Annotated in this window: 14 protein-coding genes; 3 read left to right on the top strand and 11 right to left on the bottom strand. The window is 68.0% G+C overall.

The features are described 5' to 3' along the window. The 5 genes from ACQUQF_RS09285 to ACQUQF_RS09265 form a co-directional block, all read right to left on the bottom strand. The gene (locus tag ACQUQF_RS09285) at positions 1-969 is read right to left on the bottom strand and encodes a sulfatase-like hydrolase/transferase (protein ID WP_435178036.1); all 969 of its coding nucleotides are present in this window, start codon (positions 967-969) and stop codon (positions 1-3) included. Next, complete coding sequence (locus tag ACQUQF_RS09280; RefSeq protein WP_435178034.1) at positions 966-2,117, bottom strand: glycosyltransferase; 1,152 nt, start codon at positions 2,115-2,117, stop codon at positions 966-968. The genes ACQUQF_RS09285 and ACQUQF_RS09280 overlap by 4 nt, the downstream gene beginning before the upstream one ends. 157 nt (positions 2,118-2,274) lie before the next feature. After that, positions 2,275-3,741: a sulfatase gene (locus tag ACQUQF_RS09275; RefSeq protein WP_435178032.1), complete on the bottom strand. Its 1,467-nt coding sequence runs from the start codon at positions 3,739-3,741 to the stop codon at positions 2,275-2,277. Between the two features lie 83 nt (positions 3,742-3,824). Then, entirely contained in the window at positions 3,825-5,294 is a 1,470-nt protein-coding gene (locus tag ACQUQF_RS09270; RefSeq protein WP_435178030.1) for an oligosaccharide flippase family protein, read from the bottom strand. Positions 5,295-5,299: 5 nt separating this feature from the next. Beyond that, positions 5,300-6,637, bottom strand: a complete 1,338-nt coding sequence (locus ACQUQF_RS09265) for a sulfatase-like hydrolase/transferase (protein ID WP_435178028.1) — start codon at positions 6,635-6,637, stop codon at positions 5,300-5,302. Between the two features lie 297 nt (positions 6,638-6,934). Here ACQUQF_RS09265 and ACQUQF_RS09260 point away from each other — a divergent pair, with 297 nt between their 5' ends. Continuing rightward, complete coding sequence (locus ACQUQF_RS09260) at positions 6,935-7,477, top strand: glycosyltransferase family 2 protein (RefSeq protein WP_435178026.1); 543 nt, start codon at positions 6,935-6,937, stop codon at positions 7,475-7,477. Positions 7,478-7,513: 36 nt separating this feature from the next. On the opposite strand, the gene ACQUQF_RS09255 is transcribed toward ACQUQF_RS09260, so the two are convergent. The 4 genes from ACQUQF_RS09255 to ACQUQF_RS09240 all read right to left on the bottom strand — a co-directional run bounded on the left by ACQUQF_RS09255 (position 7,514) and on the right by ACQUQF_RS09240 (position 12,024). Continuing rightward, positions 7,514-8,965, bottom strand: a complete 1,452-nt coding sequence (locus ACQUQF_RS09255; RefSeq protein ID WP_435178024.1) for a sulfatase — start codon at positions 8,963-8,965, stop codon at positions 7,514-7,516. A 62-nt stretch (positions 8,966-9,027) separates the two neighbouring features. Then, positions 9,028-10,095, bottom strand: a complete 1,068-nt coding sequence (locus tag ACQUQF_RS09250; RefSeq protein ID WP_435178022.1) for a glycosyltransferase family 4 protein — start codon at positions 10,093-10,095, stop codon at positions 9,028-9,030. 10 nt (positions 10,096-10,105) lie between these two features. After that, on the bottom strand, positions 10,106-11,248 hold the full coding sequence (locus tag ACQUQF_RS09245) for a glycosyltransferase (protein WP_435178020.1): 1,143 nt from the start codon (positions 11,246-11,248) through the stop codon (positions 10,106-10,108). Between the two features lie 104 nt (positions 11,249-11,352). Further along, entirely contained in the window at positions 11,353-12,024 is a 672-nt protein-coding gene (locus ACQUQF_RS09240) for an archaellin/type IV pilin N-terminal domain-containing protein (RefSeq protein ID WP_435178018.1), read from the bottom strand. Between the two features lie 210 nt (positions 12,025-12,234). On the opposite strand from ACQUQF_RS09240, the gene aglJ reads away from it, so the two are divergent. Together aglJ and ACQUQF_RS09230 are read left to right on the top strand one after the other, a co-directional pair. After that, positions 12,235-13,140: an S-layer glycoprotein N-glycosyltransferase AglJ gene (aglJ, locus tag ACQUQF_RS09235; RefSeq protein ID WP_435178016.1), complete on the top strand. Its 906-nt coding sequence runs from the start codon at positions 12,235-12,237 to the stop codon at positions 13,138-13,140. Between the two features lie 82 nt (positions 13,141-13,222). Beyond that, positions 13,223-14,923, top strand: a complete 1,701-nt coding sequence (locus ACQUQF_RS09230; RefSeq protein ID WP_435178014.1) for an acyl-CoA synthetase — start codon at positions 13,223-13,225, stop codon at positions 14,921-14,923. Between the two features lie 160 nt (positions 14,924-15,083). Here the strand turns inward: ACQUQF_RS09230 and ACQUQF_RS09225 are convergent, their stop codons facing one another. Continuing rightward, positions 15,084-15,497, bottom strand: a complete 414-nt coding sequence (locus ACQUQF_RS09225) for a hypothetical protein (RefSeq protein ID WP_435178012.1) — start codon at positions 15,495-15,497, stop codon at positions 15,084-15,086. Then, positions 15,494-17,929, bottom strand: coding sequence for a penicillin acylase family protein (locus ACQUQF_RS09220; protein WP_435178010.1), 2,436 nt, complete (start codon positions 17,927-17,929; stop codon positions 15,494-15,496). The genes ACQUQF_RS09225 and ACQUQF_RS09220 overlap by 4 nt, the downstream gene beginning before the upstream one ends. Positions 17,930-18,123: the final 194 nt, after the last annotated feature.

The raw sequence follows: 18,123 nt of genomic DNA, 5'->3' as shown, positions 1-18,123 counted from the left end.
TCACACGTATCCTAAATTTCGAAGTCTATCCTTGACTTCATCGTCTTCGACGTAAACCGAATCGGCGTCCAGTTCTGGTTTATACTTCCCAGTGTCGGTCGCGTTTGTTTCGGCCCAAGGGACGCGTTTCAGTACGGGAATTGGTGCAGTACTACTGTGGCCGTAGCACCACCACTCGCCGAAGGCCTCACCGTGGTCGCTTGTCAGAACAACAGTCTCAGCGTCCATGTTCCGGAGTAGTTCTTCGACCGAGTCCAGAACCCACCGCAGATTGTCGCGGTAGGCTGCCCACAGTTCCTCTCTCGATATTCGGTTTGTTCGAAGACGCTCCCAGATGACCATTTCGGGCCGCTGCTCTGGGTTGTCTAGGCCAACGTCAAGACTAAACCATTCAGGATGCTCGTCAACAAGCGACCTATACGGAGAGTGAGGTTGCATAAAGTGCACAACCAGACGATCAGGTTTGTGGGTCCGCTGCACGTCAATCGCCCGGTCAATGACGTTCTCCGGCGGAACCGTACCGTAGTCCTGATTCCAACCGTACGTCCACACTTCGTCTAGTAAAAGTAGTTCATCGAATGTCGGTACATCCCGAGTGTGTGGATTAGCGCTAACGTATGCGGTGTCGGCGAGTTCGGGGCCGGCTACGGATTCAGGATCGAACGTCTTGCCGATCCACTCTGGCGACCGCGAACCGACCGAGTTCAGCACGTCCGTCTCGGGGTTGTAGTCAGCCAGAAACTCGTACTCGTCAGCAACCTCGGCGAGCACGTCAGGTCGACACGTGTCCAGGACGAGTAGTACGTCCCAGTCGCGCTCGAAGACGTGTGTACCGTAATTGTAGACATGTCGACCGATGACGCCGAGACCGCCCTGCCAGAGTTCTTGAATGGCACCGTAGACGCCCGTCATCACTCCGTCGCGCTCGAATCGGTCTTTGGCGTTCTCGGCCCAGTCTTGGAGGGTCATCGCTTCGATACACCTCTATTGGAGGCCGGGGGTGTTTTCTGCGTGTCGGTTTTCTCGTGCGGAGTAATCTCCGCTTCCTCGACCGCTTCCTCTACAATCTTCCGCATTCGCTTTCTGAATCGCTCCGCGCCGAACTGCTCGGCGAACGAACGTATCTCATGGGCGTCCCACGCGACACCCTCTCGCTCGAATCGCGTGATCGTATCGCGGATGCTCGCAGCGTCGGGTTCGTGGAGTAGTCCGTTCTCACCGTCGAGGACTTGGTATTTGGTGTAACCCTCGTTCACACCGAGGACGGGCGTCCCACTGGCGAACGCTTCGACCGGGACCATGCCGAAGTCCTCGTTCATCGCGTTGAACACGACCGCCTTCGCTTCGCCCAGCCGCCGGATCTTCTCCTCCTCCGGCATGTAACCGACGAACTGGACATTCCCTGGCGCGATTCGTTCGAGGCGATCGCGCTCTTCACCTGCGCCGCCGACAACCAGCTTCGCGTCCAGTCCGTCGAACGCGCGGACGACGGCGTCAAGGCGTTTCTCGGGGATCAGTCGGGAATACGTCAGGTAGTAGTCCGCCATGTCGCGATCGGCGTACCGGCCGACGTTCACCGGAGGATAGACGACCTCTATCTTCTCCTCGGGGACACCCCAGTAGCGCCGGATGCGCCGGGCGACGAGTTCACTGTTGGCGACGAACCGATCCGGGAACTTGGTGTTCGGGAGGAACATCGTTCTCGCCACGAACGCGTATAGCCGCGACGGTAGCGAGTTCGCGCGTTGCTGGAACAGGTCATACGGAACCCGTGGTGTGCTGTGGGTGTAGTGGACGACTACCTGTTCGTCCTCCGGAACGTACCAGCTGAGCTCGTTCTTCGTGAGGATGACCACGTCGTATTCGGTCAGTTCAGGTACCCTTTGAGCGTTCCAAGCGTAGTAGAGATCGCGGAGGAATATCGAACGCTTCACGACCGAAAGCGGGGAACCCCCGAAGAGACTTCTAGCATCTACGTCTTCGGAGACGTTCTCGTCGTCACCGAACCCGTAATACAGCGGCGCGTCGAACGTACGGGCGATCTCGTCCGCCAGCGACTCTGCACCACCTCGTTCGAGGTAGTTCCCGTGGGCGACTGCGATAGATCGGTCTTCCATACTATGCTATGGAAGGACGATTCTGTGGACCGGGTTTAATTGTGTTCATTCGAAGTTCCCGGTACTCCCCAGCATTCGGTGGTTCCGAACACAGAGGAAGAGCATCTGTTTTACGGGCAGAGCCGAGCCGGATCAATGCCGGAACTGCGTTCGGGACTCATTCGATGTACCCTAGCTGCCGGAGATTCCGCTCGACCGCCTCGCCGTACTCCGCCGTCTCGCCCGCACCGGAACGGAACTCCTCGCCGAGCGCGTCGACGAGTCGGTCCCGAAGGGAGTCGACAACCTCCGCGCCGGGGTCAGTTATAACGCGCTCGTCCGGAAGTTCGTACAGCCGCTCGCTCCCGTCCGAACGCAACTCGAAGCGGTACTCGTCGGTCCGAATCGACTTCCGTCCGAGTTCGAACTCCCGCAGCGTCTCGTCGGAGACTGCGCCGGCGTCGGGTTCGTCCGATAAATCGAAGACGGCCTCCTCGGCGAACACCGCGTCGCGCTCGCCGGATCCGAACAGCGACCGGCCGTCGGTCCCGTCCGGAGGTGAAAGGCCACACAGGTCACAGAACGTATCGAACAAATCCACAAGCGACGCGAGATCGTCCCGACGCACGCCAGGCTCGACGCCTGGCCCGGCGAACAGCAGCGGTACGTGAGTCACCGCGTCGTGGAGGAAGTTCCCGTGATAGAGCACGTCGTGCTCGCCGAAGAACTCCCCGTGATCGGAGGTCACCACGAGCAGCGTGTCGTCAGTCAGCCCCCTGGCCTCCAGAAAGTCCAGGAAGCGCCCGACCCACTCGTCGAGGTAGCGGACGCACGCCCCGTACCACCGCCGGAGGACGTCGAGTTCGGCGTCGTTCAGGTACGCGGGGTCGTCGTAGTACAGGAGGTCGACGCTCCGGCCGTCGCGGCCGTCCGCCGCCGCGAACAGCCGGTCGTCGCGCACGGCGGGGTCGTCGAACGACTGGGCGTCGCGGAACTCCTCGACCAGCGGAATCCGGGGTCGGGAGAGCGCCGGCGTGGCCTCGCGCTTGTAGGGCCGCGGCGGGTCGTAGGGCCAGTGGGCGGTCGGCACGTTGGCCGCGGCGAAGAAGGGCCGGCCCGTGGCGTCGATGGCGTCTTCGAGCGCGTCGAAGCGGATGCCCGTGTAGTAGTCGTTGCCGCGGGTGACCAGCCGGAGGAAGTCGCGCCGCACGCGGTCGTTCGTCCCCATTTGTTTCGCGTACTCGAGCGAGGGGCGGTCGGCCACCTCCGAGTAGACGTCGTAGTACGCCTCGAAGCCGCGATCGAGGCCGGTTCCGGGGCCCATCTTCGCGGGCCCCTGGACGCCGATCGTATCGTAGCCCGCCCGTTCGAACCGCTCGGCCAGCAGCGGCACCGAGTCGGGCATCGTCGGCCACTCGCCCAGGAAGCCCGTCGCCGCGGGGTACCGGCCGGAGAACAGCGATCCGTGGGCCGTCGGCGTCCACGCCCCCGTAGAGAAGGCCCGCTCGAAGACCGTTCCGCGGGCGGCCACCCGATCGAGGTTCGGCGTGCGGACGTCGAACTCCGCCCCGCCGTCGTAACACGAGATGGCGTCGGCGCGGAGCGTGTCGAGGACGAGGAGGACGACGTTCGGTGTCTCGGGCATGGGCGGTGTACGACGACCCCGTTCCAAAATCCTTCGGCGACGCGGGCCGGCCACTCGGCGAGCGGTCCGTTCCGGACGAGCTATCACTCGGTCAACAGTCTGCTCGGGACGAGGTGCTCGATCCGCGACCCGCGCAGCACCGTCCCCACGGTGTACCGGAGCTGGCTGCTGATCGCGAACAGCGTCGCGCCGTAGGTCACCGCACCGACCCCGACCAGGAGGCCGAGGTGGAGCCACGACCGGACCGGGACCACCCGGTGGAGGCCGGCCACGACCAGGAACATGACCAGCCCGGTCGCCACCTGTTCGAGGAACGGTCGGGTGAGCAGTTCCACGCCGGCGGTCTCCCGGCGGACGACCCGGGCGGCCCAGCCGTACCGGACGCACTCGGCGAGCACCGTCGAGAGCGCGACGCCGACCGGGCCGACGGCCAGCGTGAGCGCCACCCCGAACGCGATGTTGACGGCAAGTGCGGCGACTGACAGCCGCATCGTCACGTCGGGCCTGTCGAGCCCGTCGAGGGTCTGGAGCAGCGGTTCGTTCTGGGTCCGGACGAGCCGGTACAGCGCGATGGCGACCAGCAGCGTCCCCGCCTCGGCGTACGCCGGCCCGTAGACGGTCACGACCAGCGGTTCCGCCAGCGCGACCGCCCCGAAGAAGATCGGGACGGCCAGGATGCTGGCGAACGCCAGCGTGTTCGTCACGTCGAGCCCGACCGCGCGTCCCTCGCTGTGGAGGTTGCTCGCCCGGGCCATCAGCCCGCTGCCCGCCACCTCCGCCACGATGAGGGCCGGAATCGTGAGCTTCGCGGCCACCTCGTAGTTCCCGGCCGCGCTCTGGCCCACGAGGAACCCGAGCAGGAGCACGTCGAACCGGTCGTACGCCTTGCCGATGACGACGCCGGGGATGCTGTACCGGGCGTACGTCAGGAGGCTCTCGACGGTCTCGCGCGACGGGACGGCCGGCTTCGCGTCGACGTACCGGACCAGCAGCGGAATCGAGAGGAACGTCGCGGCCGCGAGCCCCCACGCCATCCCCGCGGCCCCGAATCCGAGGAAGATGAACCCTACCTGGAGCGGGAGCGTCAGGTACGACCGCACGGCGTCGGCCGTGAACGAGACGCCGAGCAGCCCCCTCGCCTCGACGGCCCGCTCGAACGACACGTAGAGGCCGAGCGCCGCGAGCAGGACGACGAACAGCACCGGCGCGTCGCGCAGCCCGGTGTACGACCGGAGCCAGTCGCCGAGCAGGAGCGCGCCGAGCCCGGCGAACGCGACCCAGAGCCCGGTGACGAGGAACTGGCCGCCCAGCACCTCCGACCGGCGCGAGCCGACCTCCGAGAACCGCTTCTTCGCCGCGGTGCCGAACCCCCGGACCGGCCTGTCGACGAGCTTCACCAGCGACAGCAGGAGGTAGAAGCCGCCGAACACCGCCGGGTCGAACAGCCGCGCGAGGACGACGGTGCCGGCGAAGCCGACGACCGCCATCGCGGCCTTCGCGGCGGTCCCCTTCGCGGTCTCGCCGCCCAGACTCCGGTCCGCAGCGTCACCCATGGTTACTACGTGTACCCGAGGTCGTCGAGCTGCTGGAGGACGGCCTCGGAGGGCTCGCCGGCCGCCGTCCGCCCCGTCGGGTCCGCCCGCGGTACCTCCTCGCGCAACTCCGCGAGGCGCTCGCGGGGGTCCGGAACCGCCGCCGTCCCGGTCTCCACGAAGCCGTCCCGGGTCTCGTAGCCGTAGTAGTCCTCGGGCGCGGCGAGGCCGTCGAGGGGTTCGTCGAACGACTCGAGGGTCGACCGCGGGACGCCGTCGCCCGCGAGTCGGTCGCGCTGGCGCGGGGTGAGCCCACGGTACTCGGCGAGGAAGGTCCCGGATTCGGGGTCGTCCAGGAGGCTCCGGCCTCGGGACTCCCCGGAGACGCCCGCGAGGTCGAGCACCGTCCGGTGGACGTCGAGCAGGCTGACGACCGTCTCGTCCCGGCGGACCCCGTCCTCGCCGGTCCAGACCGTCAGTGGGACGTGAGTGAGCTCCGGGAACACCCCGTAGCAGTGGTTCCAGGCGCCGTGTTCGCCGAGGAGTTCGCCGTGGTCCGCGAGCGTGACGACGCAGTCGAAGTCGGTCCGGAGCTCGGCGAATATCTCGCGGTAGACGTCCGAGAGGTAGCGGACGCTGTCGTCGTAGGCCCGCCGGAGCCGCGCCCGGTCGATGTCCGTCTCTCCGGCGATGGTCGCGCTGATCCCGTCGAACTCCGGTTCGTCGGCCGTCCGGTAGTCCGCCGGCGGGTTGTACGGCGCGTGGGCCTCCATCAGGTTGACGAACAGGAACTCCTCGGAGCCGAACGACGTGCGCCGGACCGTCTTCAGGGCGGCCTTCGCGCCGTCGTCCACGTCGAACGGGCCGACGCCGGCGTCGTACAGCTTCAGCGTCGCCCCGTGTCTCAGCGACCGGAGCGTGTCGCAGTCGGACGCGACGCAGTCCCGGAGCGCCCGGAGGTACTTGCTCGCCCCCTCGTCCTGGGCGTTCGCGATGAAAACGCCCCAGTCGAACAGGTCCGGGTCGAACGACTCGAGCCGCCAGCTCCCGCCGAACTCCCCGAACCCGCGGTCGTAGCCGAACTGCTCGGAGATGTAGGGGTTCGCGCTGAACGCGCGGGTCGAGTACCCCGCGTCGCGGAGGCGCTCGGCCAGTAGCGGCCGGTCGGCGGGCACCCGGTTGGTGTCGCCGCCGACGCCGAGCTCGCTGGCGTACCTCCCGGTGAACAGCGAGGCGTGGGCCGGCACCGTCCGGTGGCTGGTCGAGTAGGCCCGCTCGAACCGCCTCCCCGGGAGCCAGTCGAAGTGCTCGTCGAAGAAGTCCTTCCGGAGGGTGTCGAGGACGACGAGGGCGATGTTCGGCATTCCTGTACGTGTATCTGTCCGGGAATCCGCAAGTAGGTTGCGGCGCAGTCGCCGCGACGAGAGGTCGCACGCTGGGAGGAACGCGGGTCGCTCGGATTCGAGACGGCGGTACGCGATGGCAGGAGGGAGTCCGACTCCGATCGACTGCCGATTCAGAGTCGAGCGCAGTAGATTCGGCGCGCCAATATGTTCAAATCGGCAGTAGATTTTATACAGGTCCGCGGCGTCGACCCGACAGGGGTGGGGTAGTTGTCCGAAAGCCTATCTAGAGCAATACTGGAGGACGTCTCGGTCGTCGTGCCGACGGTGAGGCCGGAGGTCATCACGACCGAGACGATCCCGTCCGAACCGAACGTCGTCGTCCGCAGGGACGAGGGCCTCAACGTCGCCCGCAACGCCGGCGTCCGGGCCGCCGAGAACGACTGGATCGTCATCGCCGACGACGACATCGAGTTCCCGACCGAGACGGTGGCCCGGACCGTCGCGGAGATGGACGAACGCACGCTCGCCGGGCTCGCCGACTTCCCGCCGTGCCGATGGATCATCGGCCGGCTGATGATCTTCCACCGGGACCTCTGGCGGGACGTCGGCGGGTTCGACGAGTCGCGCCAGCACGGCGGCGACACCGACTTCGCCATCCGGGTGGAGAAGGCCGGCGGGGACGTGGTCCGCCTCGATCGCGAGGCGGTCCCGCACTACGACGATGACACCGGCGACGGGATGAGCGCCGCCGAACATCTCGAGTGGATCGCCTATCTCACGCGGCGACACCCGGCGACCTTCGGGCCGATCGGCGCCAAAATCATCGGCGACAAAGCGACCGAGACGCTCCCGGTCTGAGCGACCGCGGTCCCGTATCCGAACGAGCGTCCTCGATTACGCGTACCCGAGGTCCTCGAGTCGCTTCTGGGTCGCCTCGTCCACGTCGCCCAGCCCCTCGCTCTCGTCGCGGACGCCGCGGTCCTCGATCGCCGCGAACGCCGACTCGACTCGGTCGCGGGCCCCGTCCGTCCCCGTCTTGCTCGACGCCTTCGCGTCGCAGACCAGGATCGACGCCGCCTCGTCGCGCCACGTCACGTCCTTCCGGACGAAGCCGTCCTCGTCGCGGTACACCGCACGGGCGTCGCCGTTGAACCGCCAGAGGTCGTCGCAGTATCTCGCCGCCCGCTCCTCCATCGGTTCCTCCAGGCCGTGCGACGACGCCACGACCGGCCCGTCGGGAACGAAGGCGTCGTCGCGCAACTCGTCGTCGAGCAGGGCGCGGACCGCCGCCGGGAACCGGGTGAGCGAGGCCACCTCGGACACGCGTTCGCCCTCTCGCTGGCCGGGCGCGCGGACGACCAGCGGGACGTGGAGCAGCACCTCGTGGACGCCGGCGCCGTGGGCCGCGACTCTCGCGCCGGGCCTGACTCTGCTCGGCTCGCCGAACCCCTCGCCGTGGTCGGAGGTAATCACGACCAGCGTGTCGTCCAGTTCGCCGCGCTCGTCCAGCGCCCGCACGACGCGGCCGACCTGGTTGTCCATCTGGTGGATGGTCCCGTCGTACAGGCCCTCCAGCGCCTTGCGCTGCCACCAGGGGCGCTGACCGCCGTTGAACTCCCAGACCTGGTCCGTCATCTCCTCCTGGAGGTCCCGGAGCGTCGGGCCGCCCCAGCCGTCGTGGCCGGCGTCGGGCTCGTAGGGGAGGTGGCCGTCCATGAAGTTGATGCAGGCGGCCCAGGGGCCGTCGCGCGCGGCCTCCCAGTCGAGGAAGAGGTCGGCGTACACCTCGGCGGGCGTGCTCGCGGTCAGCGAGTCGGGCAGATAGCGCGGATAGTCCCACGCGAGTTTCGTGACGACGCCGTTTGCCAGCGACTTCAGCGGCGACTCGCTGGCGAGACAGTGGCGGAGATAGGCAAGATACTGCCCCTGGCCCTCGGTCAGCACGAAGTTGCTCGGGTCCACCCCCTCGGGGTACGGCAGGTTCCGGGCGCCCTCCACGGTGTCGAAGGCGTCCTTCAGCCCGACGTCCATGTCGGTGATCCAGGTGTTCTCCGAGAAGACGCCGGTCTCGTAGCCGTGGTCGTCCCGCAGCTCCTCGAAGATGGTGTGGCCGGGCCGAAGGGAGTGCCTCGCCCGCGTCACGCCGTGTTCCTCGACGTGGAGGCCGGTGAACATGCTGGTGTGGCTCGGGAGGCTCCAGGTGCCGGGCGACCGGGCCTGCTCGTAGACGGTCGCCTCCTCGGCGAACGTCTCGAGGAACGGCGTCGTCCCGTGTTCGTGCCCGTGGAGACTCGTGTTGCCCGCCCGGACGCTGTCGAGGACGATGAGGAGGACGTTCGGCTTCATCGTCGGGTAGTCGTTCTTTAGCGACATAACTCCGCCGCCCGATTCCGCGGCGCTCGCCCGGGTCAGTGGTAGACGGTCTCGATCTCGTCGGCGACCGCGTCCCACCCGACGACCCGGCTCGCGTCCGGGTCGCGACCCCGTGCCGTCCGGACCGCATCGGCTACGGTGTCGCGTGAAACGTCGTCGACGCCCACCACGCCGGCGTCCGACACCCAGTCGTCGAGCGCGCTTCCGGTCCGGACGACGCAGGGCGTCCCGCTGGCCAGCGCCTCGGCCACCGTCATCCCGTACGCCTCGAACTCGGAGAGCAGCAGGTAGGCAGCGGCGCCGGCGTACAGGCCCGGTAGCCGCTCGTCGGCGACGTACCCGAGGAACTCCACGCGCTCGCCGACGCCGGCCTCGCGGGCGACGCGCTCCAGCTCGAATCGGTAGTTGCCCGAGCCGGCGATCAGCAGATCGAACTCCAGAAGTTCGGAAAGCGCTCGAATCGCGTGCTGGACGCCCTTGTACGCCTCCAGTCGGCCGACGCAAAGGAGATACGGGCGCTCTCGCTCCTCGGGCGTCGCGTCCGAAAACCGCTCGACATCGAGGCCGTTCGGTATCACGGCGGCGTCGATACCGAAGTCCGCCCACAACCGCTCGCGCTCCCACTCGCTGACCGCGACGAGGTCGTCGGCGCGTCGGAGCGCCCACCCGCCGAGCGGCCGGTAGAGCGAGAGCAGTCGGTCCCGGAGGTCGCTCGCGCTCCCGCCGTGATAGTGGGGCGTCACGACGAACCGGACGTCGCCCGCTTTCCGTCGGAGTACGGGTGCGTCTACCAACCCGAGCGCCGCGAAGAAGACGGGCAGCGAGTGGTAGTTGTGCGCGTGAACGACGTCGGGGTCGCTCCGTCGGACCGCCCGCGCGATGCCGGGCGCGACGTGAAAGGCGCCGCCGGGTGCGAACCCGCGGAGCCGGCGCACTCGAACGCCGTCGCGCGTCTCACGGCGCGGCAGGCCCTCTTCGGCGTCGGCCGCCAACACCGTCACGTCGTGGCCGCGGGCGGCGAGCCGCCGACTGATCTCCGCGACGTGGGTCTCGACGCCGCCGGTATGGGGCGGATAGCGCGGCGTTACCTGGAGAATCCGCATCCGTGAGTCCTCACTCGAACGCTTCCCGCAGTTCCTCGTCGACTTCCCACGTGCCGTCGCCCTTCCCGCGGAGGAGTTCGACGCTCGCGTGCAGCAGCGACACCTGCGAGTCGAAGACGGCGTAGACCGCCTGGAGCGGGCCGAGCAGGTCCTTCTGCCCGAGCCAGACGAAGCCCGCCAGCGCGGCCGGGACCGCGAGCCCCGCCGCACCCGCGACCGAGACGCCGGCCGCCGTGACGACGAGCACGTCGAGCGCCACCAGCCAGGGCGAGACGATCATGAACCACCAGTTGAACGGCAGGACGACCTTGCCGTACTTGCCGTACCTTCCGAGCGCGTCGCGGTGCTGGGCGAGCAGGCGGATGAGACCCATCCCGCGGCGGTCCTTCTGGAGCCGTCGCTTGCCGAAGTCCGAGTGAGAGGCCTCCTTGTACCGGACCGCGGGGTCGAACAGCACGCGGTCGCCGGCCCGGCGGATCTTGAGCGCGAGTTCGGTGTCGTCGGCCAGCGAGTTCGGGTCGATGGGGACGATGGCGTCGTTCTCGAACGCCGAGAACGGGCCGTGGAAGATGAGCGTCGAGTCGAGGTGCGACTCCAGCGTCTGGATGTGGGCCTGGACGCCCCGGTAGCCGGCCTCGACCTCGCTCCCGCCCAGGACCTCGGCGTTCTGGCCCGTGACCGCCGCCACGTCCGGGTCGGCGAGGTTGGCGGCCGCCTCCCGGAGCGCGTCGTCGGCGACGTAGGAGTCGCAGTCGGTCTTGACGACCATCTCGTTGTCGGCCGCGGCGTACGCGTCGTTGAGCGCGGGCGCGAGCCCCCGGCGCTCGGTCTCGCGGATGAGGTTCAGGTCGGGGTGCTCGCGGTCGGCGAAGTACTCCTCGATGATGTCCGGCGTCTCGTCGTCGCTGGAGTCGACGACGACCAGTTCGACCTTCTCCATCGGGTAGTCGAGCGAGACGACGTCGTCGAGTTTCTTCTCGATGATCCCCGACTCGTTGTACGTCGGGAGGACGATGCTGACCGTCGGCTCGTCTTCGCGCTTCTCCGCGGGCGACCCGCTCGGCCGGACCAGCGCGTAGAGCGTCAGGAACGCGAGGTACGGCAGCGCCGTGGCGGCCACGAGCGCCCCGGCAGCGGCGACGAGAGCGTTCATACGACCGGGTATGGAACCGGACTATAACACACTGTTGGTCACTCGTCGAGCCGGCGCGGCGAAAAAAGAAAAACGGCCGGGACGTGAGAGGAAGGCCCGTCGCGCTAGACGCTCACTGCGTTCTCTTGAGAGAGCGACTGGGGAACGTTGGCCCGGTAGAGGGTGACTGCCCCGTACTGAGTTGTTATCTTGAGTTTGACCTCGGATCCTTCACCGAGGTTGGTGCCCGCAATTGCGAGGGTGTCGAGTGAAATCTTCAGCCGATCGTCCTGCTCGTCGATGACGGGCACCGAATCGGACGGGTCCTTGATGGCCGAGACGTTGAAGTACGGCTTCGTGCCTGCGTCAGGAGACCCGTCACCGTCATTAGATTCTGACGAACTGTTGACAATGGATTTACCCCAGTTAGCCTCGGTCAGCGTCGTGGCCTTGTTGGGGCCGATCCACTCGATAGTGGCCGCCGAGAGGTTGATGTCGTCGGAACCGGAACCGCGCATCACCGTCAGGTTGATGTGACTGACCCTCTCGTTGTTCGTCACTTCACCGAACCCGCTCACAACCTGCACGCGGTTCGAGACCTGCGCACTGCTCTCCTGACCCGTCTGTTCACTCTTAGTCTGGAGGAAGCCGGCCGTGTTGATGAGCACGCCCGCCGCGATCGCCGCGACCAGCACCATCGCGATGAACACGATCAGCGTGCCGATACCCACTTGACCACGGTCGTTTACCGCGCCCTCGATTCGATCTGTTGCCGCTGAGAGATATTTTCCTATCATCCTTCGTACCGTATTGCGTTCGGGAACTTTCCCACTGATGACGTACCACTACCGATATATATAGCATTCGTCCATTTTCACGGCTGATAATCGGGAGACGGAACTGAGTTGAACGGCCCGCGGAACCTCCGACGCGGCGGAGTCGTCCAGGCGGGTCGGTCAGCGGACGGTTGGAAAGCCTTTTGCGCTCGTGGTGACCACCCACTCCTAATGGCCGACCGCGAGGACGTCTGCGTGCTCATCCCGACGCTGAACGAGGCCGAGACCATCGGCGACGTGATCGACGGGTTCACGAGTCGCGGATTCGACAACGTCCTCGTCGTCGACGGGAACTCGACCGACGGGACGACGGACGAGGCTCGCGAGCACGGCGCGCGCGTGATCCAGCAGTCCGGCACCGGGAAGGGACAGGCGATCCGGGAGGCGGTCCGGCACATCGACGCCGAGTACGTGCTGATGCTCGACGGCGACGGGACCTATCGGCCGGAGGACGCCGACGTCATGCTCGAACCACTCCTGGACGGGCGGTACGAGCACGTCATCGGCAACCGCTTCGCCGACATGGAGGAGGGCGCGATGAGCCGGCTCAACCAGTTCGGCAACGGGCTGTTCAACCGGGTGTTCAGGTGGGTCCACGGCAAGGACTTCGAGGACATCCTGAGCGGCTACCGGGCGTTCACCCGCGAGTCGGTGGAGAACTTCTACCTCGACGCCGACGGGTTCGGCGTCGAGACCGAGATGGCTGTCGAGTGCGTCAAGCACGACGTGCCCACGACGGTGGTCCCCATCCGGTACGAGGCCCGGCCCAACGGGTCGGACACCAACCTCCACCCGATCCGGGACGGCGGGGTCATCCTGCTCACGCTCTACCAGCTGGCGAAGACGAGCAACCCCCTCTTCTACTTCGGGAGCGTCGGCGTACTGAGCGGGCTGTTCGGCGTCGGCGTCGCGGCCTACGTCGGGTACGAGTGGTTCGTGCCGCCGCGGACGTCTCACGAGGTACTGGCGGTCGTCGCGGCGTTCGGCATCCTGTTCGGCGTGCAGCTGTTGATGTTCGGGGTTCTCTCGGACCTCATCGTGACGCTGCACCGCGAGCAGATGCGGCGACTGGACTGACGGCCACCCCTCGGGGACGTTATCTTTTGCGACTGGAACGCGACGGTACCGTTATTCCGCTCGCCGAAGTAGCCGTTTCGGTATGCCAGACAGCCACAACCTCGCCGACTACGACGAGATGCGCGAATCGTTCTCGTGGGACGACATCTACGCCGAGGCCGACTGGGACGCGCCCGCGGAACTCAACGTCGGTCACGAGGTCTGTGACCGCCACGCTGAGGACGGTGAACAGGTCGCGCTCCACCAGGTGAGCGAGGACGGGGACCTCACGGAGGTGACGTTCCGCGAACTCGCCGACCGGTCCGGCCGGTTCGCCGACGTCCTCGAGGACCTCGGCGTCGACCGCGGGGACCGGGTGTTCTCGTACATGCCCCGCATCCCTGAGCACTACGTCGCGCTGGTCGGGACGCTCAAGCGCGGCGCGGTGTTCGGCGGCGTCAACGAGCGGTTCGGCCCGGACGGCATCTCCTACCGCCTCGACGACTGCGACGCGTCGGTCGTCGTGACGACCAGCGACAACCGGGAGACGGTGGGCGAGGCGCTCGACGACGCGCCGTCGGTCGAGCACGTGATCACGGTGGACCGCGGCGATAGCCGGACCGACGGGCGAGTCGCAGGAGACGACGTGCACTTCGGCGACGCGTTGGACGAGGCCAGTCCGGAGTACGAACCGGTCCGGACCGGGGGCGAGGACGACGCGCTGCTCTACTACACCAGCGGAACGACCGGGCCGGCGAAGGGCGTGCTCCACAAGCAGCGGTGGGTCGCCGGCGTCGCGGCCACCCAGCGGTACGCGGTGGACCTCCAGCCGGGCGACCTCTACTGGTCGACCGCCGACCTCGGGTGGCTCACCGGGCCCATCAACACCCTCGGCGCGTGGTTCTGGGGCGCGTCGCTGTTCACCTACGAGGGCGAGTTCGACGCCGAGACGTGGGCCGATCTGCTCGACGAGCACCCGATAACGGTGCTGTTCAGCGTCCCCACGGCGTATCGGATGCTCCGGGAGAACGAGGCGGTGCTGGCTGACGTCGACCTCGACCTCCGGCACGCGCTCTCCATCGGCGAGCCGCTCTCGGGCGGCGTGGTCGACTGGGGCGAGGAGACGCTGGGCGTCACCATCCACGACACCTACGGCCAGACCGAGACGGGCAACATGATCATCAACAACTACCCGACGATGGAGCTCCGGCCGGGGAGCATGGGCAAGCCGCTGCCGGGCATCGAGGCCGACGTCGTGGACTCCGAGACCGGCGAACCGATGGACCCTGGCGAGACGGGCGAGATCGCCCAGCGCGGCGACTACCCGTGTTTCTTCGCCGAGTACTGGGAGAAGCCCGAGCAGACCGCGGCGTGCTTCGTGGACGGGCCGGACGGGGAGTGGTACCTCTCGGGCGACCTGGCCCGGAAGGACGAGGACGGCTACTTCTGGTTCGAGGGCCGGGCCGACGACGTCATCATCTCGTCGGGCTACCGCATCGGCCCGTTCGAGGTCGAGAGCTCGCTCGGCGAGCATCAGGCGGTCGCGGAGGCCGCGGTCGTCCCGAAGCCCGACCGCGAGCGGGGCAACATCGTGAAGGCCTACGTCGTGCCGAGCGAGGGCGCCGACCCGTCCGACGACCTCGCGGAGGACATCAGGACGCACGTCCGCGACGAACTCTCGGCCCACGAGTACCCCCGCGAGATCGAGTTCGTCGACGACCTCCCGAAGACGGTGACCGGGAAAATCCGCCGGACGGAACTGCAGGACGAGGCCCAGCAGGAGGCGGACGTCGAGCGGGAGTAGCCTCCGGGTCGCCTCGATTACTCCCCGTCTGGGTCTCGCTGCTCCCGGTGGTGCTCGGCGCCGTCGCCAACTTCGCGCAGGACGTCGGGTACGCCCTGCTCTAACCCCCGTCGACGTCGAGGAGTGAACGGTCGCAGCACGACGCGCGGCTAGAGCCCTCTCAGACGACGCCCCGGACCAGCGACCCGAGCGCCGCCAGGCCGACCGGAATCCCGACGCTCAGGTAGAACAGCCGGCCCGTCGCGAGGTAGGCGCCGAGGCCGCCTGTCGACGCCACGAGGCCGGCGAAGACCGCCCACGCGAGCAGTCCGAAGCCGACCCCGGCGAGCAGGCCGCGCTTGACGTCCCGCGAGACCAGGCCCACCAGCGCCCCGCCGAGGAGGAGCCCGTACCAGTGGACCCGCGCGGCGGCCAGGCCCGCGACGGCGCCGGCGACCAGCGCGGCCCGCCTGGCCCTGGCGTCGCCTCGTATCTCGGCCAGCGCGGTCGACACCGCACCGCGGTCACCTCCGGCCGAGTCGGGGTCGTCCGGGCCCGCGACGCGGTCGTCGCGGACCCCCTGGCTCCCGCTCATCGGTCGCCCTCCGGCTCGAAGGTGATTGCGGTCTCGCCCGCGAGGTCGCGGCTCATCGGCTTGTACTTCCCGTCGGCCCAGAGCCGGAGCTGGTCGGCGTAGTGGTCCGAGAAGTACTCCCCGGAGTTGCCGCCCGGCAGGACGCAGACCGACTGCTCGCGCTCGGCCAGCGGGCAGACCATCCGCCAGCTGCTGCCGACCGCCGACTCCCTGCGGTAGTTGTTGAGCGTGTAGGCCGACCCGTCGGTCGGGTACGCCGGGTAGTTGAGGAACGGCTGGTCGAACGGGTGGGTGATGGCCGCGGTGGTGTTGTAGTCGCCGTAGGTCGCGCCCGCGTCGACCTCGTCGAGCGCCTTCCGGAGCGCCCGGGCCATCACCGCCTCGCGGCCCGCGTCGCCGAACCACCGGCTGTCCGCGGGCAGGGTCGCCAGCACCCAGTCGTTCGGGTAGTACGACTCGTCGAGGCCCGCCGCCTCGAACTCGTCGCCGAACGTCTCCCGGCGGAACTGCTCGAACCACCTGACGAAGAGGAGCGCGGCCCGGGAGTCGCGGGTCATCCGGGCGTCCCAGTTCCGGAACAGGTCTGCGGCGTCGCCGAGGTCGTCGCGGCCCTCCGCGACCGACACCAGTTCCTCGCGCAACTGCTCGGCGCGGGCCGACTTCGCGTCGCGCTGGACTCTGCGCACGAACTGGGGGTCCATCGGCTTCCCCGAGGCGGCCCGCCGGTCGAGCAGGTCGTAGAGGCGCTGGCCGCGATACGGCGTGGCGTAGTGCTCTCCGATGTAGTGGGCCGGGTCGTCGGCGATGCGCTGGTTCGCGGTGCCCAGGTAGTCGGGGTTGACGACGTGGGGCTTCTCCTCGAAGGGGACGAACCCCTCCCAGGAGGAGACGCCGAACGGCTCGAACCCCTCCCACTCGGCCTCGCCCGCCGACCCGTCGAAGACGCGGGTGCCCCAGACCTCCTCGCCGTCGTCGGCACTCTCCGACTGCCGATTGCTCGCCGAGCTTCGCTCGGCGGCGTCGACCGTGCGAATCGGGATCTTCCCGGTCACGTAGTAGAGCGTGTTGCCGTCCCGGTCGGCGTAAACGACGTTCTGGGTCGGCAGGTCCATCTTCCGGGTCGCGTCGAGGAAGTCGTCCATCCCGCCGGACTCGCTGTACAGGTGGATCGCTCGCGAGGTGCGAGTCGCCGTGAGGCCGGTCCACGCGACGCCCACGCGCTGGCCCTCGCGTTCGAGGACCGGGCCGTGGACCGTCTTCCGGACCGTGACCGTCCGGTCGTCGCCGCCGCTGACTCGAATGGTCCGCTCTTCGGTGTCGAACTCCCGCCACTCGCCCTCGTACCGGTAGCGGTCGCCCGCGTCGTCGGTCTCGTAGCGGTAGAAGTCGATGACGTCGGCGCCGGCGTTGGTGAACCCCCAGGCGCCGGCGTCGTTCTCGCCGATGACGACGAACGGCACGCCCGGAAAGGTGACCCCGCGGACGCTCACGTCGTCGGTCCGGAGGTTCATCTCGTACCAGACCGGCGGCGCCATCAGCGAGAGGTGCGGGTCGTTGGCGACGATGGGCTTCCCGCTGGCGGTCTGGGTCCCCGAGACGACCCAGCTGTTCGACCCCACGCCCGGCGGGCGCTCGAACTCGCCGACCCAGTCGAGGAGGGCGCCGGCCCCGACATCGCCCCGGGGCGTGACGGTCCGACGGGACCCGGCGCTGGAAGCGGTGGGACCGGTCTCGCTTCCGTTTCTGATGATGGGCGAATCGTGGTCCATCCGGAAGGGGTAGAGTTCCTCGGCGGCGTCGGCGCCGAGCTTCCGGGCGAGTCGCTCCCGCCGCAGCGTCCAGAAGCTCCCGGTCAGCCCCCACGAGATCTGCTGCTCCATCAGCATCGTGTCGGCGGGGGTCCACGGGTCGGGCTCGTAGTCGAGCAGGCCGAACTCCAGCGGCAGCGCCTCCCGCTCCCGGCAGGCGTTGACGCCGTCCGCGAACGCCTCGACGGCCGCCATGGTCGAGGTGCCTTCGAGCACGTCAAGGTTCGCCGCCGCGCCGCCCGCGAAGTCCATCTTGACGTGGAACTCGTCGGAGTCGAGCGCGCGCTCGCCGACGACCGCCGAGAGCTCACCGCGCATCACCCGACGCTGGAGGTCCATCTGGAACAGCCGGTCGGCGGCCTGGGCGTACCCGACCGCGAAGTAGAGCGCCCGCTCGTCGCCGCCCTCGACGTGGGCCGTGCCGTGGTCGTCGTAGCGCACCTCGGCGGGCCCGTAGGGGCTCTCGACCCGCCGGTCGGTCCGGTCGGTCGCGTCCCGCCACGCAGCCCCGGAGAGCGGCGCGAACCGGTCGAGGTACCCCCGGACCGGCGAGAGCGACCCGCCGACCGCGCCGCCGCCGACGATGGCGGCCACGAGGGCGCGCCGCGTGGCATCGAGGTCCATGAACGGAGGTGTCGCGTTCCGCACGTAAAACGACCGTTCCACGCGACGTGCGTTGGAAACGGTTGTTTCGGGCCCGGAGACGGTATAAAAGCCCGGCCGAGGCCGGGCCTTCGACGCCGGGAAGGCGCGCCGTCGGTCGGATACCGCGTTCCGATACCGAAATAAATTTACGTGATATTTGTCTACGGTTCCAC

The organism is Halorussus sp. AFM4 (genome assembly GCF_051194995.1).
Taxonomy (GTDB): Archaea; Halobacteriota; Halobacteria; order Halobacteriales; family Haladaptataceae; genus Halorussus.
This window is presented reverse-complemented; position numbering and strand designations above follow the sequence as displayed.